We start from the raw sequence: 24,810 nt of genomic DNA on the forward strand, positions 1-24,810 counted from the left end.
GTCCGGCGCGTCGGCCGTGCCGGGGGTGGGGTGCGCCGGGTGCGGAGCGGCCTGGGATGGATCAGGCGAGGTCATGTGCGGTCCTCGGTGGTACGTCGAGCGGGACAGCCGGGCCCCGGTCGGGCGGGGTGGCTGGGTTTGGGCTGAAGGGGATGGCCGGGCTTGGGGTGATGGGGATGGCGGGGCCGGCGTCGAGGGGGATGGCCGGGCTCGGGGTGAAGGGGATGGCGGGGCCTTCGATGATCGGGACGGCCGCGTCCGGGTCCGGGTCCGGGACAGCCGGGCCGACGTCAAGCGGGACAGCCGGACCCGCGTCCCCGTCCCCGTCCGCGTCCCCGTCCGCGTCCGGCGGGAGTGCCGGGCCTGTGACGGACGAGAGCCCCCGGTCTCCGGCGGCGCGGGGTCCGGGCCCCGGCCGGTGCGGCGAGGGCCTGGACCCCGGCCGGTGCGGCGAGGGTGCGGGGAACCCCGCGAAGCCCCCGGGACCGGCCGAGGCGGTTCGGACCGCCGCGACCTGCGCCGCGTACGTGTCCAGCCCCTCCGCTCCACTCCCGGGCAGCCCGGTGAGCCGGGGGAGGAGATCCCCGAAGGCGTTGACCTCCCCGACGGTGAAGCGGCGCCAGCCGACGGCGGGCAGCAGATCGACGCCCACGCACAGGGTGCCGGGGAAACAGGCGGCGGCCCGCTCGCTGATATCGAGAGCCCGCGCCCACCGGTCCCCGGCCAGCGCCCGTACGGCCGCCAGATCGCCGCGTGCCCCGCCGAGGTGCAGGTTGGTGAGGGGCGAGCGGCTCGTCCGGACCACGGCGTGGGTCGCGCGCCCGGCGACCACCACGACACGCAGGTCCGCGGACCTGTCGCCGAGCGAGGCCTTCGGCAGCCAGCGCTCGATGTGCAGGCCGTCCGGTGCGAGCGTGTCCACGATCGCGGCGACCTCCGCCTCGTCCGTGTAGCGGCGGATCCGCAGGGAGTTGTGGAGGCGGCCGTCCGTGGTGCGCTCCACCGGGGTGGTGGCCCGGACCCGGCCGGTGCCGCTCGTCTCGACGGCCAGCACCCCCGAGGCGGACGAACCGTGCGCGAGCTTGACGAACGCCCGCCGCAGGCCGGCCTCCGCCATGAGGCTCCGCACGCCGTGCCAGCCGTCCACGGGCCCGAGGACCCCGGAGGTGGGTGACGGCGGCACCGGAACGCCCGCCGCGTCGAGGCGCGCGTGGCACAGGCGCTTGTCGAAGAGCACGGCCAGGTCGTCCGGGTCGTCGAGGCGCAGGCCGCCGCGCAGCGAACGGACACCGTCCAGGAAGCGCGCGTACCAACGGGCGGAGCCCTCCACTCTGGTCGGGTCCTCGGCGCCGCGCAGCAGACGGTCCACCGCGGCGTTCTCCCCGGGGGAGTCCAGCCGGACCACCTCGTCGTCGGCGAAGTCGTGCCCGCCGTCGCGGAGCACGTCGAGCCACTCGACCACCCGGGGTGTGCCCCAGCCCGCCGCCTCGGCCGCCGCCGCGAACAGGTCCACCCGGCGGTTCTCGCCGTTCGCGACGACCGCCCACTTCACCGGCGTCCCGTGCTCCCGCATCCCGCTTCCCCCCGTGTTCGTCGCTTCTGGTCGCGGTCGCGCTACTCGCCCACCGCGACGAAACGCCAGACCGTCCCGTCCTCCTCCTCGTCGGCGTCGGCATTGCCCCGGTCCGCGTCGACCCGCACACCGGCGGGTTCCAGCGTCTCCAGAAGGCGGGTGCGCAGTTCCGCGCTGAGGTAGTTGTGGTTCAGGTCGAGCACCTTGAGGTGGGTGAGCGGCTGGCCGGACAGCAGGGCGGTGGCGCCGTCGTCGGTGAGAACGCCCATCGACACGTCGAGAACCCGAAGGCGCGCCACGACGGGAGCCGAGGCCAGCGCCCGGCACACGTCGTCCTGGATCTCGCTGTTGCGCAGGCCCAGATGGGTGAGGCTGGGCAGACGGTCGCCCGCGAAGAACGGCTCCAGGTCGGCGACATCGGCGTCACCGCCGTACTCGGAGGTGCCCAGCCACAGGTCGAGCGTCTCCAGGGCCGGCAGGTCGCTGCCGGCGATACCGCGCACGACCTCGGCGGGCAGTCCGCCGCTCTCGACGGTCAGACTCCGCAGCCGCTCGTGCCGGACGGCCGGGAAGACCAGCCCGTTGCCACCCCGCACGCCGAACTCCTCCAGCGCGGGGAACGCGTTCAGGAGCGGGGAGACGTCGCCCTGCACGATCCAGGAGATCTCGGCCTCCTCCATCACGATGTCGCCGAGGAACAGGCCGCGCAGCGCGGGCAGCCGGTCCCGGGCGGCGACCACCGCCTCGATCACCTTGTCGGGGCCCGTCTCGTACGCCTCGCTCCACGCGCCGATGACCAGCGCCCGCACCTGCCGGGTGTCCACGGCCGCCAGGAAGCGGGCGAACGCGTCCTGCCACGGCTCCCGGCTGTCGTAGGAGTCCACGGCGACGCGCCAGGCCACCGATTCGGGCGCGGGCAGCGAAGCCGCGTGAGCCGACGACTCGTCGGCGTCGGGGAAGGTGAAGGCCGGCAGGCCGTGGAACTCCGTGAGGTGGCTACCGATGGTCATGCGGACCCGCTCCTTCGTACTGCTTCCGGTGATTCGACGAACGTGGTGGGCCCCGCCCCGCGGACCGCACCCAGGTAGAGGAGTTGTACCAAGGCCCACTGACATCAAGGCGAACAGGGGTCGTTGTCAGTGGTCGCCCCTACTGTCCTCCGCACGGCACACTCCGTGCCGCGACGGGAGGGAGACCCATGTTCCGCCAAGGAGACGTGCTGATCGTGCCGTTGGACGAGACGGCGGTGCCGGAGCACGCCCGCGCCGCGCCGTCCGAGCCGAGGGACGGCCGTGGACGGCTCGTCCTGGCCCTCGGCGAGGTCACCGGACACGCCCACGCCGTGGTCGGTCCGGGACGGCTGATCCGGGAAGCGGGGGTGTTCGGCCCGATGCTGCTGCACGTTCCCGACGGCGCGCGGGTCGTCCACGAGGAGCACGGGGCGATCTCGCTGCACAAGGGCTGGTACCGGGTGATCCGGCAGCGGGAGTACGTGCCGGGCTCGGTACGGATCGTCGCCGACTGACACGCCCGACTGACATGCCGCCTGACACGTCGGCTGACACGCCGACCGAGCTGACCGGCGGCGACGTACGCGGCCGAGGCGGAACGGCTTGCGGGGTGCGCCGAGAGCACCCCGGACGGCAGGAGGCGGGCGGACCACCGTGTCGCCCGCGCACAGGGGATATGGGAGAGGAACGGTCCGATGGAACAGGGAAGTTGGCGCGGTGTGGCGACGCGGACGGGGCCGGGCGACCGGCGCGCGGCCGAGGAGGGCGTCCGGCTCGCCTACCGGCAGGCCGGCCTGGACGCACCCGAGCGCATCGTCTGGGCACGCTCGCCCCATGAGGCCGTACGCCTGCTCATGGGCGCCACGACCGGCGAGGGCGTGACCCTCGGGGACACCGGGCCCAGTGTCCGCGAGGCGGTCGTCGGCAAGCCCTGGGCAGCCGCCCGCCACCGCGCCCACGAACGGCTCGGACCCGAGGGCTGGAGCGGCCACTGGCGTGCCACCGGGGCGGCCCTGTGGGAGTCGACGCGCGCGCTGACCGAGCGCGTGCGGGCGGGAATCGTCGAGGACCTCGCGACCGGCCGGGCGGAGGAGAGCCGGGTCCGGCTGCTCCTGCTGGACGCGGCGCTGGGGCAGCACGACGCGCCGTGGCTGAGCGCGTTCGACCCCGACGGCACCGGCTCGTTGGCCGGAGTCGCCGCGGTGGCCCGTGACGCGGGCTGGTGGTGGCCGTACGAGAAGGTGGCCGTCGTCAGCGAGCGCCCGCTGAGCCTCCACCGCGACGAGGCCGGGCGCCTGGACAGAGGCGACGGCCCCGCCCTGCGTTACGGAGACGGCTTCGAGCTGTACGCGTGGCGCGGCATGCCCGTCCCGAGCACCTTCCTCGACGAACTCACCGCGCTGACCCCCGAGCGGATCCGCGGCGAGGAGAACGCCGAACTGCGCCGCGTGATGCTGGAGTTCTACGGCTACGACCGCTACCTGGAGGAGTCGGGCGCGGTCCCCGTGCACCGCGACGAGACCGGCGTGCTGTGGAGGGTCGAGCTGGTCGGCGACGAGGACGTGGTGATGGTCGAGGTCGTGAACTCGACGCCGGAACCCGACGGTACGAGCCGTACGTACTGGCTGCGGGTGCCGCCGACCACCCGTACCGCGCGCGAGGGAGTGGCCTGGACGTTCGGCCTCGGCGCCGAGGCGTACGCGCCGGCTCAGCAGACGTGAAACGGCCCGAATGGAATCCCGGAGGAGCGGCGCGGATTTCACTCCCGAGGTGATACCTCACCTGATGAATTCGGTGCCGCTCGCCGTGCTGAATGGGCGGCGGAGGGGGAGAGGAAAGCGAGCGCCTCGAACGCCGGTGATTACTTGTGATCGCCGGCAGTCGAGACGCGCTGGCTCCGCCCTCGCCTTTTCAGCCGGTCGGCCGGAAAGCTCAGCCGGCCGGCTGGAGGTCGGTGATCTTGCGGGTCTTCAGGTCCGTCTGCACCTTGATCTTGGTGACTTCCGGGTTCTGGCCGTCGCTCCATGTCAGGGTGACCAGCGCGGTGGCGTGCCCGGCGCCGGAGCCGGTGGAGGCGACGCTCCACTTCACCGGCACGTTCTGGGCGAACAGGATCCCGTCGGCGTGCTCCTTCGCCTCATAGGCGGCAACGGTCTTCTGCTCCGCGGCGCTGAGGTAGAAGTGGCGCAGCGTCTTGGCGTTCGCGGACGCCGCCGGGTCCTCGTTGTCCCAGATGGAGTCGATGTAGGCGCCGTAGAAGTCGGAGACGCGGGTGGCGGCCGCACGCGGGTCGCCCTGAGTGGCGGGGGCGGCGGCTGCCGCCACCTTGTGCGTGCCCGTCGTCGAGTCGGTGACGGCAAGGGCGGGATCGGCCGCGCCGAGCGCGAGGATCGCGGCGGTCCCGGCGGCGACACCGGTGGCGGCGAACAGCGTGATGCGGGTACGACTGCGCATGGAATGGAACCTTCCCCGTTCGGAATCCCGTACTTCTCGCGATTCCAGTGATTCCCGCGTTTTCCCGCGGGCGTTCGGTCACCGTGTAAGAGTTCCGGGACCGCCCAAAGGTTGCGCTCCCGGAGGGCGGGGTCTTCGTGAGGAAGTGAATTCGCGAACGGTTGTAGTTGCGCGAGGAAAGTAACAGTAAAAAGGACGCCGCATGCGGGGTCGCGGGGCTCCGGAGGTGCCCCTGCGGGTCACCTCCGTGGCCTGGGCACCGCCGTGAATCGTCCACCACGCCGACGGTCGGATCGTCAACGACCCCGACAGCCGGGGCCGTTCCCCGCGTGGCAGAGTGTCCGTGTGCCGACCACTGATACCTCCCGTGCCATCGACGCCGACGACGTCCCCCGCGACCAGACCGGGACGGATGCCGCCCCTGGCGGGCCCGGCCGCCCGGTCGACCTGCGCAGCGACACGGTCACCCGGCCCACCGAGGCCATGCGCCGGGCCATGGCCGAGGCCGAGGTCGGCGACGACGTCTTCGGCGACGATCCCACTGTCAACGCGCTCCAGGAGCGGATCGCCGGCATCCTCGGATTCGAGTCCGCGCTCTTCGTCTCCTCGGGGACACAGAGCAACCTGTGCGCTCTGCTGACCCATTGCGGACGCGGGGACGAGTACATCGCCGGCCAGCTGGCCCACACCTACCGTTGGGAGGGCGGTGGCGCCGCCGTGCTCGGAGGCATCCAGCCCCAGCCGCTCCCGCACCGGGCGGACGGCACGCTGGACCCGGTGGACATCGCGGCGGCCGTGAAGCCGGACGACCCGCACTTCGCCCGCACCCGGCTGCTCTGCCTGGAGAACACCATCGGCGGCCGGGCCGTGTCCCTGGACTACCTGAAGACCGCGACGGGGATCGCCCGCGACCACGGACTCGCCACGCACCTCGACGGAGCCCGGCTGTTCAACGCCGCGGTGGCCGCCGGGGGCGACCCGTACGAGCAGGCACGACTGATCGCCGGACACTTCGACACGGTCTCCGTCTGCTTCAGCAAGGGACTGGGCGCACCGATCGGCTCGGCGCTCGTCGGCTCCCGCGAGTTCGTGGCAGGCGCCCGGCGCTGGCGCAAGGTCCTGGGCGGCGGGATGCGGCAGGCCGGCGTGCCGGCGGCCGGGGCGCTGCACGCCCTCGACCACCACGTCACACGGCTCGCGGACGACCACGCGCACGCCGCGCTCTTCGCCGAGGGGCTGAAGGGCTTGGAGGGCCTGACCATCGAGCCCAGCGGAACCAACATGGTCTTCGCGAAGACGGCCCCCGGCCTTGAGGTCGACGACGTATGCGACCGGCTGGCGCGCCGCGGCCTGCTGTGCGGCGGATACCCGGGCCAACTCCGCTTCGTGTTCCACCTCGACGTGACACGCGCCGACACGGAACGCGCGGTACGGATCGTCCGCGAGACGCTGACGAAGATGGAGACGACGGCACGCTGACGAGGTGTCAACTCGCTGATCTCGCAGGGGCTCTTACGCCTCCCGCGCCGACGACAACCCGCGCCCCCACCCGTTCCGGCGACAGCCCCCGCGCCCTCCCGTACGAACGCCCGTGCCGCTCCGCCGAACGCCCCATGAACCCCGGTGAGTTGAGGGTTACGAGGTCAGCGGCTCCGGCGCGTTGTACGCGGCGACCCGGCCGCCGGGGACCCGCTCGGGCCGGCTCACCTCGGCCCACACCGCGTCCAGGGACAGGCCGAGGACGTCGGCGATCGCCGCGATGGTCGAGAAGGCGGGCGTCGCCACGCGGCCCGTCTCGATCTTCCGCAGGGTCTCAGGAGAGATCCGAGCGGCGAGCGCGGTGGCGAGCATCGAGCGTTCTCCCCTGGCCCGGCGCAGCAGGGCGCCGAGGCGCTGTCCACGGGCGACCTCTGCGGGAGTGAGCGGCGTCCTGACCATGACCGTGATTCTAGTACCGGTATAGTTTGGCCGGTATAGTTATTGGTTCCATGAGAAAGGCGCCGCATGATCGAGATTCTGAACCCCACCCTGCTGACCCGGGCGAAGGACACCGGCGCCCTGGTCGCCGGCATCCTGCGGACGCTGAGGAGCCGAAGCGTGGTCGGCACCAACCTCCTGGACATCGACCGGTGGACCAAGGAGATGATCACCGAGGCCGGCGCCCAGTCCTGCTACGTCGACTACGCACCCTCCTTCGGCCGCGGGCCCTTCGGCCACTACATCTGCACGGCCGTCAACGACGCCGTCCTCCACGGCCTCCCGCACGACTACACGCTTGCCGACGGCGACCTGCTGACCCTCGACCTCGCCGTCTCCCAGGGCGGTGTGGCCGCGGACTCCGCCATCAGCTTCATCGTGGGCGACACGCGGCCGGCGGAGAGCGTCGCGATGATCGAGGCGACCGAGCGCGCCCTCGCCGCGGGGATCGCCGCCGCCGGCCCCGGGGCCCGCATCGGCGACATCTCGTATGCGATCGGCACGGTCCTCACCGAGGCGGGATACCCGATCAACACCGAGTTCGGGGGCCACGGCATCGGATCGACCATGCACCAGGACCCGCACGTCGCCAACACCGGCCGACCCGGCCGTGGCTACAAACTCCGCCCCGGACTGCTGCTGGCCCTGGAGCCATGGGTCATGGCGGACACCGCCGAACTCGTCACCGACGCCGACGGCTGGACCCTCCGCAGCGCGACCGGATGCCGGACGGCGCACAGCGAGCACACGATCGCGATCACCGACGACGGAGCCGAGATCCTCACCCTGCCGAGGTGAGCGAGCCCGGTCCCGAGGTGAGCGAGCGTGGCTCCGAGGTGAGCGAGCGTGGTCCCGAGGTGAGCGAGCCCGGTCCCGAGGTAAGCGAGCGTGGCTCCGAGGTGAGCGAGCGTGGCCCCGAGATGCGCCCGCCGGGCCACCGGTCAACCGGACCCGTCCGCCCGTGCCCCGCCCGGCTCAACTGAACCGGTAGCCGGCGAAGCCGGCGATCCGGACGTATCCGAGGCGCTGATAGAGGGCGTTGCTGGTGGGGTTGGCGGGGTCGGTGAACAGGACGACGTCCCTCGCGCCCGCCGTCAGCGCGGCCCTGCTCACCTCGGCCGTCACCGCCCCCGCGTAGCCGTGTCCCCGCAGAGGGGCCGGGGTGTAGACGGGGTCCACCCGGACCATGCCGCCGAGCATCGAGGTCGTGGCCGCCATGGACACGGGAGTGGCGTCCGGGGCCTCCCAGAACGTGAAGTGCCGGTCACCGAAGCGCGATTCGGCCCAGGACCCGGCGTCGATCGCCTCGATGGAGGCGGTCTCTCCGACGGCGACGCAGAACTCCCGGCACCAGCGCACCACTTGGTCGCGGTCCTTGTCGTCGGCGAGGTGGCCACGGCCCGCCGGGAGCGGGCGGGGCGGGGTGAGGGTGCCGAGACGGTAGAGGTGCGTCTTCCAGAAAGGCACCGGCGCGGCGGCCGTGTGCCGCTGCCAGGCCTCGGCGAAGGCGGTGGCGGTGTCGTGGTCCGCGATCACATGGGCCGGCGAGAGCCCGAGGCCGGTCAACTGGGCGGCGAGACGGCCGACTTGCCGGGTGGGCAGGGGAGTCAGCCCCAGACGGCCGCGCGCGGTCAGGTAGAAGACGGCACGCGCCTCGCCCGCCGCGTCCAGCCGGCCGAAGACGTCGGCGCCCTCGGTATCCCGTCCACTCGCCCGGCGTAGCCGAAGCTTCTCGATGTCCGTCAGCGGAGTGTTGTGCAGGGCGGCCCGCGAACGCAGAAAGTCTCCGGCTCGGGCGAGGAAGTCGTCCACGTCCTCGGTGAGGTGCCAGTGGCCGTCGTCGGCGAGGTGCCAGTCGTCCGGGAGCATGCCTCATGATCCCGGACGCGGCCCGCCAGGGGGAGTGCTTCGCCGGACATCCGCCGTCGCACTCGACGGCCGGAGGGAGCCGTTCACCCGGATCGACCCGTGATGGCCCGCGCGCTCAGCCGTGCAGGGCGGGCCGGTAGACGAGTTCCTGGATGTGGCCGTCGAGCGTCCGCTGCTCGATCAGTTCGAGATCGAAGTCCGCCGCTCCCCGGAAGACGGGTGCCAGACCGCTCCGGCCGGTGATGACGGGGAAGACCGTCACCTGCAGCCGGTCGACCAGCCCGGCGGCCATCAGCGCCCGGTTCATCGACAGACTGCCGTGCGAGCGCAGCGGTACCTCCGACTCCTTCTTGAGCCGGGCCACGACGTCGACGGCGTCGCCGCTCGCGATCTCCGCGTCCGGCCAGTCGAGCGGACCCTCCAGGGTGCTCGACACCACCGTCGCCGGCAGGTTCCGCATCCTGGTGACCCAGGGGTCCCGGACGTCGGAGTCCTCGCTGCTCCCGGCGAGCATCTCGGTGAACGCCCGATAGGTGGTGGCGCCGAAGACCATCCGCTGCTCCTCGTCGTACAGCGCGAGGCGGTGGTCGAGCAGCTCGGGCCCCTGCTTGCCCCAGTAGCCGGTCCAGTCCCCGCTCGCGCCGCCGAAGCCGTCGAGGCTGGAGAAGACGTCGAAGGTGTAGGCCGCGGTCATGATGATCTCCTCGAATGCGATCGAACGCTCCGGTGAGCAGCGCTGCTGTCAGTACAGACCGGCGACACCGGCGGAACTCATCGCACGGCGACGCCCCGGTGCCGGAACGGCCTGCCTGGACGGCTGCCCAGGTCGCCCGCTCCGGTCCGGGGCGTCGGCCCTCACCCGGCGACCGGCGACGGTCACAACGGGTGGACGGTCCCGGCGTAACGCTGGACGAACCGCGTCCCCGTACCGGCCGTGACCGTCACGTCGTACCGCCCCGCGTCGGTGCGCCAGCTCACCCGGCTACGGTCGCCCGCCCCCACCCACACGGTCCGCTCCTGACCGGCGAAGTCGTTCGGCGTGATCGTGAAGGACACCTCGGTCCCGCCGGCGTTGCGCAGCTCCAGTTCCACCGACGCGTTCTCCGGGCGACCGGAGTGCCGCAGGGCCGCCGTCACCGACGGCACCGCCACGTCGTCCTGCTCCGCGCGGACGACCGTCCCGGAGAACCGGCGGACGAACCCGTCGGCGCCGTACACCGAGAAGTCGTAGCGGCCGTCGGTCTCGGCGGTGTCCCACACATAGGTGCGCGAGGAGCGCGGCAGCACGGTGAAGGGCGTGCCGACGAAGGGCAGAAGGGTGTTCGGCAGGACGGTGAAGTGGTAGCCGACGCCGCCGTCGTTGGTGAGCGCGCAGGTGACCTTGCCGCTCGTCCGGTCGACCGTGACATCGGCCCACGGGCGGTACGGCAGCGGGCGGTGCGGCCTCGATCCCTTCTCCTGGGCGGGCATGGCCTGTTGGTCCGGCACCTTGACCGCCGGCAGCGACGCGCCGGCGTCCGCCTTGGCCATCAGGGCGACGGTGTCGGGAAGCCGGGGAATGCTGTAGTCGGGCTTGGTGAAGTCGAAGCAACTGGTGAGGTCGCCGCAGACGGTGCGCCGCCACTCGGAGATGTTGGGCTCCCGCACGCCGGTGACGCGCTCCAGGAAACGGATCACCGAAGTGTGGTCGAACACCTGGGAGTTGACCCAGCCACCGCGCGACCACGGGGAGATGGCCCACAGCGGCACCCGGCTGCCCAGCCCGATGGGCTTGCCGCCCGCGAACTCGTCCTTGGTGCCGGGCTCGGGGATGGGCGGGATGACATGGTCGAAGTAGCCGTCGTTCTCGTCGTACATGACGAGGAAGACGGTGTGCTTCCACACGTCCGGGTTTGAGAACAGCGACCGCAGTGCCGTGTCCACCCAGTGGGCGCCGTAGTCCGGGCTGGCGTCCGGGTGTTCGCAGAACAGGTAGGGCGCCACCAGCCAGGACACCGTGGGCAGCGTGCCGTCCTTGCAGTGCTTGTCGAACGCCGTCAGGTCCCACTTCGTCATCGCGTTGATGTACCGGGGATCGTCCTTGGGGAACGCGTGGAACTGCTTGAAGTACGACAGGGCGTTGTCGTCGTAGTCGCCGTAACGGTCGTCGGAGCCATCGGGGTTGTGGTAGACGCGCCAGGTGACGCGCGCCTCCTCCAGGCGTTCGGCGTACGTCGTCCAGTCCGCCACCGGGTTGTTCGTGACCGGCGTGTTGTCGGTCCACGGACCGGTGGTGCCGTCCACGCCGGGGCCCGCCGTGCCGGTCCACAGGTAGAGGCGGTTGGGGTCGGTGGGGCCGTTCAGGGAGCAGAAGTAGCCGTCGCAGAGGGTGAACGCGTCGGCCAGCGCGTACTGGTACGGGATGTCCTCCCGGGTGAAGTAGCCCATGGTCCGTTCGCCCTTGGCGGCCACCCACTTGTTCATGGCGCCGCCGCCCACGGCCGAGTGCCCGGTGTCCCAGTCGTGCGGAAGGCCGCCCGCGTTCTGCGCGTTGTACTTCGTGGTGTCCATGCGGAAGGGCAGCAGGTGACCGTCCTCGCGCCCCTTGGCGGGCTGCCGGAACACGGGGTCGCCGCCGGGGAGGACGGCGGCCTGGCGGTCGCCGAAGCCCCGTACCCCGCTCAGGGTGCCGAAGTAGTGGTCGAAGCTGCGGTTCTCCTGCATCAGGATGACGACGTGCTTGACGTCCTCGATGCCGCCCTTGCGGCTGTCGCGTCCCGTGGCTTCGGCGGTGCCGGGGATTCCGGCGGCTATGGCCGCTCCGGCGGCGGTGGTGCCGATGAAGGTGCGGCGGCTGATCTCGGTCATGGGAAGAAGGTCCTTCGGAAGGTCGGCGGTCAGCCGCGGGCGGAGAGGGAGAAGGTGACGACGGCGGCGGCGTGGTCGGAGGGCCAGCCGTTGGCCGCGGTGTCCGGCACCGGCCGGGGCCGGCCGGTGAACAGGCTGTGCGCCTCGACGACCTTGAGCCCGCCCGCGTACTGGATCTGGTCGACGCGGTCCTGCGGTTCCGCCCCGCCGTTCTCGTTACGCGGTCTGACGGGGGACCAGGTGATGCCGGGGGCCTTCGCCGGGTTGCCGTGGGCGTCGCGGAAGGCGTCGGTGAGGCCCGCCTTCTCCAGCGCCTCGGTGACCGGCCAGCGGACCCGGCCGACACCCCCGTGCGCGGCGGCGGTGCGGCTCGTCCAGTCCAGGTGGGACGGCGAGGCGAGCCCGGCGGCCAGCACGACCGGGACGCGGGAGGCGAGATCCGGACGCAGCGCGGCCACCAGCGCCCGCACCTGCCGGTAGCGGACCGACTCCTTCTCGGCCGCCTCGACCTGCGCGGGCGTCCGGCCCGCCGACAGCGCGTACGGCCCGTAGTCCGCCTCGTCCAACTGGGCCGTCCACAGCCGCACCGCGCGGTCGGCCGTCAGCCGCAGCGTCGCCGCCATGGCCGGAAGCGCCGCCGTCGGGCCGGCCACGTCGCCGAGCGGACAGCGGCTCACGATCCCGAGACCGCCGGACTGGTGCGCGTGCCAGCCGAGCGCGTCGGCGAGGTCGTCGGCCGTCCTGTCCCCGCACTCCTGGAGCGCCACGACATCGAGGCCCTGTGTGAGGACGAGCCGCAGCAGCTTCTCCCGGGAGCCGTCCACATGGCTGCCGCCGTCCCAGAGGTTCAGCGTGGCCACCTTGAGGCGGAGCCGTTCCCGCGCGGTGCGCACCGGCACCTGGACGGTGACCGTGTCGCGGCCGACGGCGCTGTCGGTCACCTCCGCGACCAACCGGCCCGGCCTGCGCGGCGCGACGAGCGGAGCCCGGCCGCCGACCGTGCCGTCCGCGGCCACCGACAGCCACGAATCGCCCCCGGCCCGCTTGAAGACCGGACTGCCCGCCGGGTTGCCCTCGGGCCGGATCCACAGGCCGCCCAGCTTCACCGAGAAGCTCGTGCCCGCCGTCTGTGCCTGTGTGGTGAGGGCGTCGACGGCCGCGTGCGGGCGTGGGATCCGCGGGGCGACCGCGAAGCTGAAGGCCGCCGTCTTGGCGAGGACGCCGTAGCCGTCCTTCGCCAGCAGATAGGCGGTGTACGGCCCGTCGCTCAGCGCGGAGGTGTCGATGGTGATGTCACCCGCGGCGCCGGGCGTGTAGGCCCAGGCGAGGGCGGAGCCGTGCCCCGGCAGCCGGTCTCCGTCGTACACGCCGATCCAGTTCTTCGGATCGGGCGCGTCCGTCGTCCAGTGGAAGGAGACCTCGTCGCCCTCGCGCGGCGCCGGGGTGGTCAGCACGACGGAGTCGCCGCCGGGGGCGCCCGCGAAGCTGAACGGCTCCGTCTTGGCGAGGACGCCGTAACCGTCCTTGGCCAGCAGATACACGATGTAGGGGCCGCCGCTCAGCCCGGAGGTGTCGAGCGTGGTCTCCCCGGACGCGCCGGGCACGTACGCCCACACGAGGGAGCTGCTGCCGCCGGCCGGCAGCCGGTCGGCGGGGTAGACGCCGATCCAGTTCTTCGGGTCGGGGGCGTCCGTCGACCAGGTGACGGCGAGTTTGGTGCCACGCGGCGGGGGCGTCGTGGGGCCGATCGCGACGCTGCTCCCGGATGCGGCGGCCTCTGAGAGGGATGACACGGTGTTGGTTCCTCTCCGCCCCGGGAACCGCCTCGGCGGCACCCGGGTGAGCAAAGTTGTCTAGATAACTTCGCTCCACAGCAAGCCGTCCCCTGGCGACGGCACCGTGAACGCGAGGTTGCGCCGGCATGGGAGGAAGGCGGAACTCTGGGGTTGCCCGCCCGGGTCGACAGCCGTGCGTCCGACCGGGACATGGGCTCCTGACCTGGCGCATTCCATTTCCGCGAGCCGGTGGACGGTGCGGCGGGACGGGTGACCCGGCGGTCCGGCGCGCGACGGCCGACGGCAGAACGGAAGGCGGTACTCCGTTGCCGGGGCGCCTCTGCGCTGTGCACAGCACAGGAGAACCGGAGGGCCCGTCCGCCGACCGGCGAGCCCCTCCCATATCCTCGGGAGGGGAGGCACACGCGTCATGAAGGTCCGCTGTGAGGGAGGGCAGATGTCGGGTGGGCGCACCCAGTTGCTCGTGGGCGCCGTGATCGCCGTCTGCCTGCTGCTGATCGGTCCCAGCACCCCGAGCGGCTCCCCGTTCACCGCCTCGCGCGCCGTCCAAGCCGCGGACCTCGTCCCGAACCGCGTCATGACGTGGAACCTCTGCAACCCCTGCGGGGCGAGCAACGCCGACCGCGCGGCGGAGATCGCCGCCTACGCACCCCAGGTCATCGCGCTGCAGGAGGCGTGCGTGCCGGACGTCGAAAGGATCCGGGACTATCTGAAGAGCCTGTTCGGGCTGACCTACCACGCCAAGTACGGCGCGGTGCTGCGCAGTTGGGGCCGGTGCGGGGGAGCGCCCTGGAGGCCGGGAGGGTACGGGCAGGCGATTCTCTCGGCGGCACCGATGTCGGACGCCGTCACCGCGCGCTATCCCGACGGCGGATCGGAGGCCCGCGGGTACATGGCCGTCACCACCACGGTGGACGGCCGGCGCGTCCGCGTCCTCAACACCCACCTCGCCGAACGGCGGCAGGAACCCGTCCGGGCACGCCAGACCGCGGTCCTCGCCCCGGAGGTGTCCCGGTACGACCGCGTCATCGTCCTCGGCGACTTCAACGCCGTGCCCGAGTCACCCGAACTCGCCCGGATGTGGGCCGTGGCCAAGGACGCGGACCCGCACTGCGGTCCGTCACCCACCGGCGACTGCGAGGCCACCACCGACTGGCAGTCCACGTTCGACTACGTCTTCCTGCGCGGCATCACCCCGCTCGGCCACGCCGTCCACCCGTCCCGCTACTCGGACCACCACATGCTCCAGGCCGACCTGGACATCCCCTGAGCGGCCCCGGGGCTCCGGTTAGGCGGGAAGGGTGTTGATGGCGTCGTCGACCGTGGGCTGGAAGGTGAAGAGCTGGTCGAGGCCGACGATGCGGAACAGGTGCATCAGATCGGCGTTCATCCCGACGAGGAGCAGGCTCGTCCCGGACTTGACCGCGCGGTCGTAGGCACCCACGAACACGGTGAGGCCGGTGGAGTCGCAGTAGGTGAGGTCGGAGACGTCCAGCAGGAGCGGGGTGTCCGGGCCGAAGGGGGTGTCCTGGACGGCCCGGGCGAGTTCCGGTGTGGTGTGGTGGTCGAGTTCACCGACGACGACCAGAACGGTGGCCCCGCGTGCGTGGGCGTGTCGGGTGACGGTCAGAGTGCGGTCGTACACCGGTTCTCCTGGGCGGGTGGGCGTGTGGGGCAGGGGGAACGGGAACAGGCGGGGCGGCGTGGGGGGTCGGGTCGTCGAGGGCGGGGAACCGTGACGGTGCGCGGACCTTCACGCGCGTCGGCGCGCCGGCCCGGATCACGACGGGCCTCGGCGCGCGGGGCGAGGCACCGCCGGGAGCGGCCACCGCTCGTCCACCGAGACGGCATCCACCGAGACGGCGTCGTCCGACGCGGTGTCCACCGAGACGGCGTCCACCGAGGTGGTGTTCGCGTCCTGGGAAAGGGCGCGCGCGGACCCCGTCATGTCGTTCCCCCTCCCGCTGACCGCGCCTGTTGCTCCGACGCGCGGCTGTCCTATCCTACGGAGCGCGTCAACGCGCTTCCCCGGGTGGTGGCCCCGCAGCTCGCGTATTCCCACGGATAGGCTGACCACGCGCGCGGAGGGGACCGCACGCCGGACACCGACAGGCCGCGCTCCGGCATCGGCCCGTTGTGAACGAAGGGGTGGGCAGTGACGCGATCCGAGGACGCCGGGCCGGAGAGGACAACGGCGGACGGCACCGACATGTCCGCCACAGACAGCGCAGGCAGTGCCGGCAGCCCAGGCAGTGCGGGCGGCGCAGTCAGTGCGGCCGGCGCCGGTGTGTTCGCCGCGGACGCGGCCGTCGGCCGGGATCTGTCGCTGGTGGACTGGGCGACGGCCACCCCGCTCGGCGACCCGGAGAACTGGCCGCAGAGCCTGAAGACGGCGGTGAGCATCCTGCTGTCGTCCAAGTTCGCCATGTGGATGGCCTGGGGCCCCGAACTCACCTTCTTCTGCAACGACGCCTACCGGCGCGACACCCTCGGCCGGAAGTACCCCTGGGCCCTGGGCCGCCCGGCGAGCGAGGTCTGGGCGGAGATCTGGGACGACATCGGGCCCCGTATCGACACCGTCCTCGCCACCGGCGAGGCGACCTGGGACCAGGCGCTCCTGCTGTTCCTCGAACGCTCGGGCTACCCGGAGGAGAGCTACCACACGTTCTCCTACAGCCCGCTGCGCGACGACGCCGGCCAGGTGGTCGGCATGCTCTGCGTCGTCAGCGAGGAGACCGAACGGGTCATCGGCGAACGACGGATGGGCACCCTCCGCGACCTCGGCTCCGACCCCAGCGTGGTACGCACCGAGCAGGAGATGCTCGACTTCGCCCGCAGACAGCTCGGCCGCAACCCGTACAGCCTGCCCTTCACCCTCACCTACCTCTTCCAGGACGACGGCAGCGCCGCCCTGGCCGCGGTCTCCGGCATCCAGGACGATCACCCCGCCGCCCCGCGGCTCCTTCCGCCGGGCTCCGAGACGGTGTGGCCGACGGCCGCCGCGGCCCTCGGCGAGTCCGTGCTGATGCCCCTGGACGGCCCCGTGTTCACGGAGCTGCCGACGGGGAAGTGGCCGCAGCCCCCCGTCCAGGCGCTGGTGGTGCCGCTGAGACAGCAGGGCGGCTCACCCTTCGGCTTTATGGTCGTCGGCCTCAACCGCTACCGGGCCCTGGACGACGCCTACCGCGGATTCGTCGAACTCGTCGCCGGCCATGTCGCCACCGGGGTCGCCAGCGCCCGCAGCTACCAGGCGCAGCAGCGGCGCGCGGAGGAACTCGCGGAACTGGACCGGGCGAAGACGGCGTTCTTCTCCAACATCAGCCACGAGTTCCGCACCCCCCTGACGCTGATCATGGGCCCCGTGGAGGAACTGCGGGACCGGCTCGCGGACGCGGACGCGTCCGTCCGCGAGGAACTGGACGTCATCCACCGCAACGGGCTGCGCCTGGGCAAGCTGGTCAACACGCTCCTGGACTTCTCCCGTATCGAGGCGGGCCGCATGCAGGCGCGCTACGAGCCGGTCGACCTGGCCGCCGTCACCGGTGAACTCGCCAGCGTGTTCCGCTCCGCCGTCGACCGGGCCGGACTGGACTTCCAGGTCGACTGCCCCTCCCTGCCCGAACCGGTCTTCGTCGACCGGAGCATGTGGGAGAAGGTCGTCCTCAACCTGCTCAGCAACGCGGTCAAGTTCACCTTCGAGGGCTCGATCCGCGTCACCGTGCGGACCGAGGACGGCGCGGCAAAGGTCACCGTCGCCGACACCGGCATCGGCGTCCCCGCGCACGAGATGCCCCGGCTGTTCGAGCGTTTCCACCGCATAGAGAACGCGCGCTCCCGCTCCAACGAAGGCAGCGGAATCGGCCTGGCCCTGGTGAAGGAACTCGTCGGACTGCACGGTGGCGACATCGACGCCACCTCCACCGAAGGCCAGGGCACCCGGTTCACCATCCGGCTGCCGTACGGTTCCGCGCACCTGCCCCCCGACGCCGTCCTGCCCGAACCGGCCACCGGACCGGCCGCCACCTCGCCCGACCCGTTCGTCCAGGAGGCCCTTCGCTGGCTGCCCGGCCGGCAGCCCCTCGACCCGTCCGCTGAACGGTCCGACGACCACACCGGCGGGCGGGCCGCCACGGAGTCCGCCGAGGTCACGCGGGTCACCGACGGGCCGGCCGACGGCCCCGGCCCCGCACTGCCCGCCCACGTCCTGGTCGCCGACGACAACGCCGACATGCGCGACTACCTCATCCGGCTGCTGCGCGCCGCCGGATACCAGGTCAGCGCGGTCGAGGACGGCCGCCAGGCCCTGGCGGCGATCCGCGCGAAGACCTACGACCTCGTGGTCAGCGACGTCATGATGCCCCACCTGGACGGCCTCGCCCTCGTCGCGGCACTGCGCTCCGACCCCCGCACCGCCTCCCTCCCGGTCCTGCTGCTGTCGGCCCGGGCCGGACAGGAGGCCTCCATCGAGGGACTGCAGGCCGGCGCCGACGACTACCTGGTGAAACCGTTCGCGGCCGCCGAACTCCTCGCCCGCGTCCGGGCCAACATCGAGCTGGCGCGGCTGCGCAGCCACCACGCCCGCTGGCGCACCGCGCTCGTGGACTCCCTGCAGGAGGCATTCTTCGTCTGCGACGAGGAGGGCGCCGTCATCGAGATCAACGCGGCGTTCACCGACATCCTCGGATACGGGCCCGAAGGCCTCCCGTACCGGCCCACCCACCCCTGGTGGCCCGACGCCACCACCGACGCGGCGGCGCACCAGCAGGTCAGCGAGGCGTTCGCGCTGCTGCTCGGCAACACCAAGGGGTCGTACACCATCCCGATCACCCACCGGGACGGACGCCGGCTGTGGGCCACGGCCACCTTCAACCAGGTCGACGACCCCGACACCGGACGCCGCGTCACCGTCGGCACCTTCCGCGACGTCACCGCCGAGCACTACGCCATCCAGCGGGAGAGCGCCCTCGCGGCCCTCGGCACCTGCCTGTCCCGGGCCACCAGCCTCCCCGAGGCGCTGGCCGGCGCGCTGGGCGAACTGAAGAAGCTGTGGCACGCCCACTCGGTCCTGGCGGCGGTCTACGAACACGGCGACCAGCCCACCCTCACCTCCACCAGCGCACCGCTCACCTGGCCCGAACTGCCCGCCGAACGCCGCGAGAAGCTCGACGGCCTGCGCCAGGGGCCGATCCTGACCCCGGTCGCCGACCACACCGGGGCCGGGATCCTCCTGGAGTTCCCGAACGGTCCGCTCGCCCTGTGGATCGACCTCGGGGAGAACCGGCCCTTCACCGGCGAGGACGAACTGCTGCTCTCCCTGCTGGCCGGCCACCTCGCCCAGGGACTCCAGCGCGCGCACCAGATCGACCAGCAGCGTGAGACCGCCATCGCCCTCCAGCGCGCCATCCTCGGCCCCTCCCGGCTCCCCGACGGATTCGCCGTCCGCTACGAGCCCGCCACCCGGCCCCTGGAGGTGGGCGGCGACTGGTACGACACCGTCACCCTGCCCGACGGCCGGATCGGCATCGTCGTCGGCGACTGCGTCGGACGCGGGCTCGAAGCCGCCAGCGTCATGGGCCAACTGCGCAGCGCCTGCCGCGCCTTGATGCTCCAGGACGCGAGCCCCGCACAGACCCTGATGGCCCTGGACCAGTTCGCCGCCGGCGTTCCGGGCGCGGCCTGTACGACCGTCTTCTGCGGAGTCCTGGACACCGACACCGGCCGGCTCACCTACTCCAGCGCCGGTCATCCGCCCGGCATCCTCGTCCATCCCGACGGCACCACCCGGCTGCTCGAGGACGGCCGTTCCCTGCCCCTGGCGGTGCGCCCCGGCAACCAACGGCCCGAGGCCCACTGCACGATCCCGGCCAGGTCCACGCTGCTGCTGTACACGGACGGGCTGGTCGAACGGCGGCGCCGCCCGCTCAGCGCGGGCATCGACCAGGCCAGCGAGGCCCTCCAGGACGGGCGGGGCACCGCCGTCGACGTCCTCGCCACCGACGTCATGTCCCGGCTTGCGCCGGCCGACGGCTACGACGACGACGTCGCCCTGCTCCTGTACCGTCACCCGGCCCCGCTGGAGATGTCCTTCCCCGCCGAGTCCTCCCAACTGGCCCCGGTCCGCAAGACGTTGCGGAGCTGGCTGGACCAGTGCGATCTGCCGCCCAGAACCGTGCAGAACGTCCTGGTGGCGGCGGGCGAGGCGTGTGCGAACGCCATCGAGCACGGTCACCGGGACGCGCCCGGCGACGTCATCCACATCCGGGCCGAGGCGTTCGTCGACAACCTCCACCTGACCATCGCCGACACCGGACGCTGGAAAGCCCCCGAGCCGGAGCTGAACACCCACCGCGGTCGCGGGATGCGCCTGATGCGTGCGCTGATGCAGCAGGTCACCGTCACCCCCGGCCCGTCCGGTACCACCGTCGACATGCATACGAGGATCGCCTGATGACCACTTCCCTGACCCTCACCCGTGGACGGCGGCCCGACGGCACCGCCCTCCTGACGGCCGTCGGCGAGATCGACATGAGCAACACCGAGGAACTGGCCGACGCCCTCACGGACATGACGGGCCCGCTGGTCCTGGACCTCACCGGCGTCGAGTACCTCGACAGCGCCGGCCTCAGCGTGCTCTTCGCGCACGCCGACCGGCTCGAACTGGTCACCAACCCCCTGCTGGAACCCGTCCTGACCATCTCGGGCCTCACCGACCTGACGACGGTCCACGGCGCGTAGACGGGGTCGCGCCCGCAGGCGGGAGTCGTGCCGTCCGGCGCCGACGGAGCGACCGCCGATGGGTCGACCGCAGACGGGCCTGTCCGCCGGGCAGGCCCGTCCGCCGGGCCGACTCGTGCGCCGGCCCGGCAGACCCGCCTCGTCCTTCGTCCTTCCGGGTGCTAGCCGCGCCGCCCCGAGGGATCGTGCGCGAGCGCGTCCCGGTCCTCGTCGGCGGCCGGTCCCGAACCGGCGGGTTCGTCTCCCGCGCCGGCCGGTGCGGTCTGGGTCCGGTCCGCGTGCCCCGGCCACCACGCCGCGTGGCCGATCAGCGCGGTGAGGCTCGGCGTGAAGAACATCGCCATCACGAACGCGGCGACCGCGATGCCGAACGAGACCGCGAAGCCCATCTCGGTGAGGAGCGCGTTGCCCGCCAGCATCATCGTGGCGAACGTCGCGGCGAGGATGAAGCCGGCCGCGGCCACGGTCGGCCCGGCGTGCCGCAGGGCCATGCCGGCCGCCTCCCGTGGGTCCCGGCCCTCCCGTGCCTCCTCACGGAGCCGGGCGATCATGAGGATGTTGTAGTCGGTGCCGATGGCCACCACGAACAGGTACATGATCACGGGCAGCATGAACATCAGGCCCGAGTGCCCCTGCCCGTCCTGGAAGATCCACACGGTGGCGCCGAGCGTCGCGCCGAACCCGAGACCCACCGAGGCCATCAGGTACAGGGGCGCGACCACACTGCGCAGCAGCAGCCCCAGGATGACCATGATCAGGATCGCGGCGACCGGGAAGACCGTCCGGTAGTCGTGGTTGACCGCCGTGTCGATGTCCTTGTAGATCGAGGACATGCCGCCGACGAGGGCCTCGGTGCCCTGTGGCGCCTCGGAGTGCGCGACGTCCCGCACCCTGCCCACGGTGTCGATCGCCTGGTCCGTGGACGCCTCGTACTTGAGCGTGACCGTGAAGTCGGCGGTCGTCCCGTCCTTGTTCACCTGGGTCATGTTCGCGCTGGCGACCCCGTCCACCGCGCCGAGGCTCTTCGCGTACGCGGGGAAGGCGGCCTTGTCCAGCGGCTTGCCGTCGGTGCTCGACAGGTAGACGTCGGTCGGTGCGGCGGCGCCCGCCGAGTACGCCTTCTGCATCTCGTCCTGGACGACCATCGACTCCTTGGTCTTGGGCATGGAGCCCGAGGCCAGGTCGAAGGTGGCCTTGTACCCGAACACGCCGACCGACAGCGCGACCAGGACGAGGCCGGAGAGCGAGGCGGTCAGCGCCGGGCGGCGCCGCACACCGTGGCCGAGGGCGGCGAACCGGGCGTTCTCCGGCTCGCGCTGCCAGGACTTCGAGGGCCAGAAGACCTTCGGGCCGATGAGCGAGACCACGGCCGGGACCAGCGTCAGTCCCGCCACCAGAGTGACGGCGACCGCGATGGCCAGGGCCGGGCCCATCTGCTTGAGGAAGCCCAGCGTGGACAGCACCAGCGCCAGGAAGGCGATGATGACGGCTCCGGCCGCCGAGGCGATGGCCTCGCCGACCCGGCCCACCGCGTTGATCATCGCCTCCTTCGACTCGTCCCCCGCCCGCAGCCGTTCCCGGTAGCGGAACATCAGGAAGAGGAAGTAGTCCGTGCCCACGCCGAAGAGCACGACGATGAGGATCGAGGACACCGAGCTGTTGGCCTGGAGGTCGAAGAGCTTGGTGGCGTACGCGATCAGCCCGTTGGCGATGGCGGCGACGACCCCGATGAGGACCAGGGGGAGAACGGCCAGGATCGGCGCCCGGAAGATGATCAGCATGGTCACGAGAATGATCAGGAAGGTACCGATCCCGATCAGCGCCTGACCTCGTTCGGACGAGTCCTGTTGGTCGAGTGCCTGCGCGGCGGAGCCGCCGAGCTTGACGTCGAGATCGGTGCCCTTGGCCAGTTGTTTGACGTCGTCCCGCAACACCTTGGCTGCGTCCGCCTGTTTGGGCTGGCCGGCGTTCTTGCTGTCCATCTGGACCAGCGTCAGGTCGTACCGGCCGTCTTTCGACGGCCGGCCGGGGACGACCTTCTGCACCTGGTCGATTTTCTTCTCGCCCAGCTCACTGGTGATCCGGGCGATGTCCTTCTTGTCGGCGGCGGTGAGCTTGCCGCCGTCCGTGCGCTGGTACAGCGCGATCGCGGACGGGGTGAAGGCGCCGGGGAACGCCTCCGCCTGGAGATCCGCCGCTTTGATGGACTCGTAACTCTTGGGCAGGAAGCTGCTCTCGTCGCTGTTCGAGGGCAGGCTCGGAGCCGTGGCGACGATGGCCACCGCCGCGATGAGCCATGCCACGATCGTCCAGACGGGATGTCGGACGACGGTGATCCCAATACGTCGAAACATGCGGGGGGTCCTCCTGGGCAGGAAGATCACCGCAGCCCGGGGAGCGGACCCCGGCATCGGCGACCCTGACCGGCCCTGCCATCGAGCCGGTCGAATGGTTGTCTTGGGCTCTGATCGTAGTGACCACGCTCCGCGTTCGCGGCACGGGGCCGCCGGGCCGCCGGGCCGGCGGGCGATTCCACCGGCCGCGCGGCGGCGGTGCCCCGCAGGGGCGGCGACTTCACCAATCCACGGCGCGAGGCGGAACCGGACCGGCGTCCCGCAGAGACGCACATCCACGGGCCGCCTCGCGGTGCGGACACCCTGGCCGCGCCGGTGCCTAGGATCGGAGGCATGACTGTGCGCCCTGTTCAGGTGAACATCAAGGCCGTTGACGTCGAAGCTGTCGGACGGTTCTGGGCGGAGGCCCTCGGCTGGCGCTCCTCCGCCGGGGCGCGCGGTGTGACCAGACTCGTCGCACCCGTCGGCTTCGTCTGGCCGGACCCGGTCGTCGTCTGCGTCAACGTCGTTCCCGTTCCGCGGGCCAAGCCGGCCGCGAAGAACGGTGTGCACCTCGACCTCGCCACCGACTCACTCGCCGGTCAAGCGGACTTGGTCGCGCGCCTGCGGGCTCTCGGCGCGACATCTGCCGATGTGGGCCAGGGAGATGTGCCGTGGACGGTTCTCGCCGACCCGGAAGGCAACGAGTTCTGCGTGCTGGAGCCGCGGGAGATCTACCGGGACACCGGACCGATCGCCGCGGTGGTGGTCGACTGCGTGGATCCGCGTGCCATGGCCCGGTTCTGGGGTGAGGCGCTGGACTGCGCTCCGCGCGAGGTGACCGACGATCAGGCGAGGCTCCGCTCCACCGAAAGGGGCGGACCGTACCTGGAGTTCTTGCGTGTCCCCGGAGCCGAGGCCGGAGCGGACCGCGTCCACCTCGACCTGCTGCCGCACCCCGTGGACGACAACGCGGCGGAGGCGGCCCGGCTGCGTGCCCTCGGTGCCACGGATCTCGACGTGGGCCAGGGCGAGGTTCCGTGGCGGGTCCTGGCCGATCCGGAGGGGCACGATTTCTGCGTCCTCGCAGGCGGGTGACCGGCCAGGACAGCGCTGTTCGGCCGCCGGTCAGTCCAGGTCGGACAGGTCGAGGACGAAGCGGTAGCGGACGTCGTTGCGCTGGAGGCGGTCGAGGGCCTCGTTCACCTGGGCCGAGGGGAGCAGCTCGATGTCGGCGGTGATGCCGTGCTCCCCACAGAACTCCAGCATGGCGGCGGTCGAGGGCCGGCCACCGCTGCCCGCGGAGCTGAGCTTCTTGCGGCCCACGAGGAGGTCCACGGTCTCGATGGTGACGGGCCCCAGGTACCCGACCTGGCTGAGCGTTCCGTCCATGGCGACCAGGCGCAGATAGGGGCCGAGGTCGTGCGGTGCGGAGATGGTGTCGATGACGACGTCGAAACGGTCGCGGGCGGCGGCCATCCGCTCCGGGTCCGTCGAGACGAGGAGATCGTGGGCGCCCAGCCGGCGTGCGTCCTCGGCCTTGTCCGGTGTGCGGCTGATCACCGTGGTCTCGGCGCCGAGCGCCGCGGCGATCTTGACCGCCAGGTGGCCCAGGCCGCCCAGTCCAGCGACCGCCAGGCGCGTTCCCGGCCCCACGCCGAGGGCGCGCAACGGCTCCCAGACGGTGATTCCGGCGCACAGCAGAGGAGCGGCGGCGGCCGGGTCCAGGCCGGAGGGGAGCGGGTAGGCGAATCGGTCGCGGACGATGTACTCGCGGGAGTAGCCGCCCTGGGTGACCGATCCGTCCTGCCGGTCCGTGCCGTTGTAGGTCAGGGTCGGAAAGTCGTAGCAGAAGTTCTCCTGGCCGGCCCGGCACATCGCGCACTCGCCGCAGGAGTCCACGATGTTGCCCACCGCCACCGGGTCGCCGACGGCGAAACCAGAGACGGCGGAACCGGTCTCGGTCACCACACCGGTGAACTCGTGCCCGGGCACCAGAGGCGTGCTCCCCTCGCCGTCCCGGCTGCCGATCGCGTGCAGATCGGAGTAGCAGACACCGCAGTAGTCCACCCGGACCGCGATGTCGTCGGGGCGCAGGTCACGCCGCTTCAGCGGCCCCCGTCGCAGTGTCGACGACGGACCGTCCGCCATCCAGCCAACCGTGCTCCTCATGAAATGACTCCTCATAGACAGACTGTTCGGTCTGTCCAGGCTAA

The 24,810-nt window shown here is 71.8% G+C and carries 19 protein-coding genes and 1 pseudogene; 8 read left to right on the forward strand and 12 right to left on the reverse strand.

Annotated elements, in window-relative coordinates; all coding sequences use genetic code 11:
• Positions 1 to 502: 502 nt before the first annotated feature.
• Positions 503 to 1,573: pseudogene (locus AB0912_RS20015) on the reverse strand (STM4014 family protein); the annotation flags it as partial.
• 41 nt (positions 1,574 to 1,614) lie between these two features.
• Complete coding sequence (locus AB0912_RS20020; RefSeq protein WP_366701465.1) at positions 1,615 to 2,583, reverse strand: STM4015 family protein; 969 nt, start codon at positions 2,581 to 2,583, stop codon at positions 1,615 to 1,617.
• Between the two features lie 188 nt (positions 2,584 to 2,771).
• Between AB0912_RS20020 and AB0912_RS20025 the strand changes: the two genes are divergently transcribed.
• Positions 2,772 to 3,098, forward strand: a complete 327-nt coding sequence (locus AB0912_RS20025) for a hypothetical protein (RefSeq protein WP_366701467.1) — start codon at positions 2,772 to 2,774, stop codon at positions 3,096 to 3,098.
• Between the two features lie 180 nt (positions 3,099 to 3,278).
• Positions 3,279 to 4,304, forward strand: coding sequence for a DUF6745 domain-containing protein (locus AB0912_RS20030; protein WP_366701469.1), 1,026 nt, complete (start codon positions 3,279 to 3,281; stop codon positions 4,302 to 4,304).
• Positions 4,305 to 4,515: 211 nt separating this feature from the next.
• Here the strand turns inward: AB0912_RS20030 and AB0912_RS20035 are convergent, their stop codons facing one another.
• Positions 4,516 to 5,037 carry a hypothetical protein gene (locus AB0912_RS20035; protein WP_366701471.1) on the reverse strand — a complete coding sequence of 174 codons (522 nt, stop codon included), beginning with the start codon at positions 5,035 to 5,037 and terminating at the stop codon, positions 4,516 to 4,518.
• A gap of 345 nt (positions 5,038 to 5,382) precedes the next feature.
• Here AB0912_RS20035 and ltaE point away from each other — a divergent pair, with 345 nt between their 5' ends.
• Positions 5,383 to 6,516 (forward strand): low-specificity L-threonine aldolase, encoded by a 1,134-nt coding sequence (ltaE, locus tag AB0912_RS20040; protein ID WP_366701473.1) that lies wholly within the window; start codon positions 5,383 to 5,385, stop codon positions 6,514 to 6,516.
• 156 nt (positions 6,517 to 6,672) lie between these two features.
• Here ltaE and AB0912_RS20045 read toward each other — a convergent pair whose 3' ends face one another.
• Positions 6,673 to 6,975: a helix-turn-helix transcriptional regulator gene (locus AB0912_RS20045; RefSeq protein WP_366701475.1), complete on the reverse strand. Its 303-nt coding sequence runs from the start codon at positions 6,973 to 6,975 to the stop codon at positions 6,673 to 6,675.
• Positions 6,976 to 7,041: 66 nt separating this feature from the next.
• On the opposite strand from AB0912_RS20045, the gene map reads away from it, so the two are divergent.
• The gene (gene map / locus AB0912_RS20050; protein WP_366701477.1) at positions 7,042 to 7,812 is read left to right on the forward strand and encodes a type I methionyl aminopeptidase; all 771 of its coding nucleotides are present in this window, start codon (positions 7,042 to 7,044) and stop codon (positions 7,810 to 7,812) included.
• Positions 7,813 to 7,989: 177 nt separating this feature from the next.
• On the opposite strand, the gene AB0912_RS20055 is transcribed toward map, so the two are convergent.
• The 4 genes from AB0912_RS20055 to AB0912_RS20070 all read right to left on the reverse strand — a co-directional run bounded on the left by AB0912_RS20055 (position 7,990) and on the right by AB0912_RS20070 (position 13,523).
• Positions 7,990 to 8,883, reverse strand: a complete 894-nt coding sequence (locus tag AB0912_RS20055) for a GNAT family N-acetyltransferase (protein ID WP_366701479.1) — start codon at positions 8,881 to 8,883, stop codon at positions 7,990 to 7,992.
• Positions 8,884 to 8,998: 115 nt separating this feature from the next.
• Entirely contained in the window at positions 8,999 to 9,577 is a 579-nt protein-coding gene (locus AB0912_RS20060; RefSeq protein ID WP_366701481.1) for a dihydrofolate reductase family protein, read from the reverse strand.
• A 182-nt stretch (positions 9,578 to 9,759) separates the two neighbouring features.
• Positions 9,760 to 11,730, reverse strand: a complete 1,971-nt coding sequence (locus AB0912_RS20065; RefSeq protein ID WP_366701483.1) for a phosphocholine-specific phospholipase C — start codon at positions 11,728 to 11,730, stop codon at positions 9,760 to 9,762.
• Between the two features lie 29 nt (positions 11,731 to 11,759).
• Positions 11,760 to 13,523: an endonuclease/exonuclease/phosphatase family protein gene (locus tag AB0912_RS20070; RefSeq protein ID WP_366701485.1), complete on the reverse strand. Its 1,764-nt coding sequence runs from the start codon at positions 13,521 to 13,523 to the stop codon at positions 11,760 to 11,762.
• 439 nt (positions 13,524 to 13,962) lie between these two features.
• Between AB0912_RS20070 and AB0912_RS20075 the strand changes: the two genes are divergently transcribed.
• The gene (locus AB0912_RS20075; protein WP_366701487.1) at positions 13,963 to 14,796 is read left to right on the forward strand and encodes an endonuclease/exonuclease/phosphatase family protein; all 834 of its coding nucleotides are present in this window, start codon (positions 13,963 to 13,965) and stop codon (positions 14,794 to 14,796) included.
• An 18-nt stretch (positions 14,797 to 14,814) separates the two neighbouring features.
• On the opposite strand, the gene AB0912_RS20080 is transcribed toward AB0912_RS20075, so the two are convergent.
• Together AB0912_RS20080 and AB0912_RS20085 are read right to left on the reverse strand one after the other, a co-directional pair.
• On the reverse strand, positions 14,815 to 15,171 hold the full coding sequence (locus AB0912_RS20080; protein ID WP_366701489.1) for an STAS domain-containing protein: 357 nt from the start codon (positions 15,169 to 15,171) through the stop codon (positions 14,815 to 14,817).
• A 135-nt stretch (positions 15,172 to 15,306) separates the two neighbouring features.
• Entirely contained in the window at positions 15,307 to 15,474 is a 168-nt protein-coding gene (locus AB0912_RS20085; protein ID WP_366701491.1) for a hypothetical protein, read from the reverse strand.
• 261 nt (positions 15,475 to 15,735) lie between these two features.
• Here AB0912_RS20085 and AB0912_RS20090 point away from each other — a divergent pair, with 261 nt between their 5' ends.
• The gene (locus tag AB0912_RS20090) at positions 15,736 to 19,974 is read left to right on the forward strand and encodes a SpoIIE family protein phosphatase (RefSeq protein ID WP_366701627.1); all 4,239 of its coding nucleotides are present in this window, start codon (positions 15,736 to 15,738) and stop codon (positions 19,972 to 19,974) included.
• A complete protein-coding gene (locus tag AB0912_RS20095) occupies positions 19,974 to 20,261 on the forward strand; it encodes an STAS domain-containing protein (RefSeq protein ID WP_366701493.1) in 288 nt (95 codons plus the stop codon). Before AB0912_RS20090 ends, AB0912_RS20095 begins: the two co-directional genes overlap by 1 nt.
• A 161-nt stretch (positions 20,262 to 20,422) precedes the next feature.
• Here AB0912_RS20095 and AB0912_RS20100 read toward each other — a convergent pair whose 3' ends face one another.
• On the reverse strand, positions 20,423 to 22,615 hold the full coding sequence (locus tag AB0912_RS20100; protein ID WP_366701495.1) for an MMPL family transporter: 2,193 nt from the start codon (positions 22,613 to 22,615) through the stop codon (positions 20,423 to 20,425).
• A gap of 333 nt (positions 22,616 to 22,948) precedes the next feature.
• Here AB0912_RS20100 and AB0912_RS20105 point away from each other — a divergent pair, with 333 nt between their 5' ends.
• Positions 22,949 to 23,692: a VOC family protein gene (locus tag AB0912_RS20105; RefSeq protein WP_366701497.1), complete on the forward strand. Its 744-nt coding sequence runs from the start codon at positions 22,949 to 22,951 to the stop codon at positions 23,690 to 23,692.
• Between the two features lie 30 nt (positions 23,693 to 23,722).
• On the opposite strand, the gene AB0912_RS20110 is transcribed toward AB0912_RS20105, so the two are convergent.
• Positions 23,723 to 24,766 (reverse strand): NAD(P)-dependent alcohol dehydrogenase, encoded by a 1,044-nt coding sequence (locus AB0912_RS20110; RefSeq protein ID WP_366701499.1) that lies wholly within the window; start codon positions 24,764 to 24,766, stop codon positions 23,723 to 23,725.
• Between the last annotated feature and the right edge of the window lie 44 nt (positions 24,767 to 24,810).

This window comes from Streptomyces sp. NPDC007084 (assembly GCF_040703595.1).
In the GTDB taxonomy this organism is placed as follows: Bacteria; Actinomycetota; Actinomycetes; order Streptomycetales; family Streptomycetaceae; genus Streptomyces.

What these genes read in the sequence shown, in the direction of transcription:
- AB0912_RS20030 (WP_366701469.1), top strand. Translation starts at nt 3,279, where the DNA reads ATGGAACAGGGAAGTTGGCGCGGTGTGGCGACGCGGACGGGGCCGGGC.
- AB0912_RS20020 (WP_366701465.1), bottom strand. Translation starts at nt 2,583, where the DNA reads ATGACCATCGGTAGCCACCTCACGGAGTTCCACGGCCTGCCGGCCTTC.
- AB0912_RS20085 (WP_366701491.1), bottom strand. Translation starts at nt 15,474, where the DNA reads ATGACGGGGTCCGCGCGCGCCCTTTCCCAGGACGCGAACACCACCTCG.
- AB0912_RS20035 (WP_366701471.1), bottom strand. Translation starts at nt 5,037, where the DNA reads ATGCGCAGTCGTACCCGCATCACGCTGTTCGCCGCCACCGGTGTCGCC.
- AB0912_RS20055 (WP_366701479.1), bottom strand. Translation starts at nt 8,883, where the DNA reads ATGCTCCCGGACGACTGGCACCTCGCCGACGACGGCCACTGGCACCTC.
- AB0912_RS20060 (WP_366701481.1), bottom strand. Translation starts at nt 9,577, where the DNA reads ATGACCGCGGCCTACACCTTCGACGTCTTCTCCAGCCTCGACGGCTTC.
- AB0912_RS20105 (WP_366701497.1), top strand. Translation starts at nt 22,949, where the DNA reads ATGACTGTGCGCCCTGTTCAGGTGAACATCAAGGCCGTTGACGTCGAA.
- AB0912_RS20090 (WP_366701627.1), top strand. Translation starts at nt 15,736, where the DNA reads ATGTCCGCCACAGACAGCGCAGGCAGTGCCGGCAGCCCAGGCAGTGCG.
- AB0912_RS20025 (WP_366701467.1), top strand. Translation starts at nt 2,772, where the DNA reads ATGTTCCGCCAAGGAGACGTGCTGATCGTGCCGTTGGACGAGACGGCG.
- AB0912_RS20065 (WP_366701483.1), bottom strand. Translation starts at nt 11,730, where the DNA reads ATGACCGAGATCAGCCGCCGCACCTTCATCGGCACCACCGCCGCCGGA.
- AB0912_RS20075 (WP_366701487.1), top strand. Translation starts at nt 13,963, where the DNA reads ATGTCGGGTGGGCGCACCCAGTTGCTCGTGGGCGCCGTGATCGCCGTC.
- AB0912_RS20100 (WP_366701495.1), bottom strand. Translation starts at nt 22,615, where the DNA reads ATGTTTCGACGTATTGGGATCACCGTCGTCCGACATCCCGTCTGGACG.
- map (WP_366701477.1), top strand. Translation starts at nt 7,042, where the DNA reads ATGATCGAGATTCTGAACCCCACCCTGCTGACCCGGGCGAAGGACACC.
- AB0912_RS20095 (WP_366701493.1), top strand. Translation starts at nt 19,974, where the DNA reads ATGACCACTTCCCTGACCCTCACCCGTGGACGGCGGCCCGACGGCACC.
- AB0912_RS20045 (WP_366701475.1), bottom strand. Translation starts at nt 6,975, where the DNA reads ATGGTCAGGACGCCGCTCACTCCCGCAGAGGTCGCCCGTGGACAGCGC.
- AB0912_RS20110 (WP_366701499.1), bottom strand. Translation starts at nt 24,766, where the DNA reads ATGAGGAGCACGGTTGGCTGGATGGCGGACGGTCCGTCGTCGACACTG.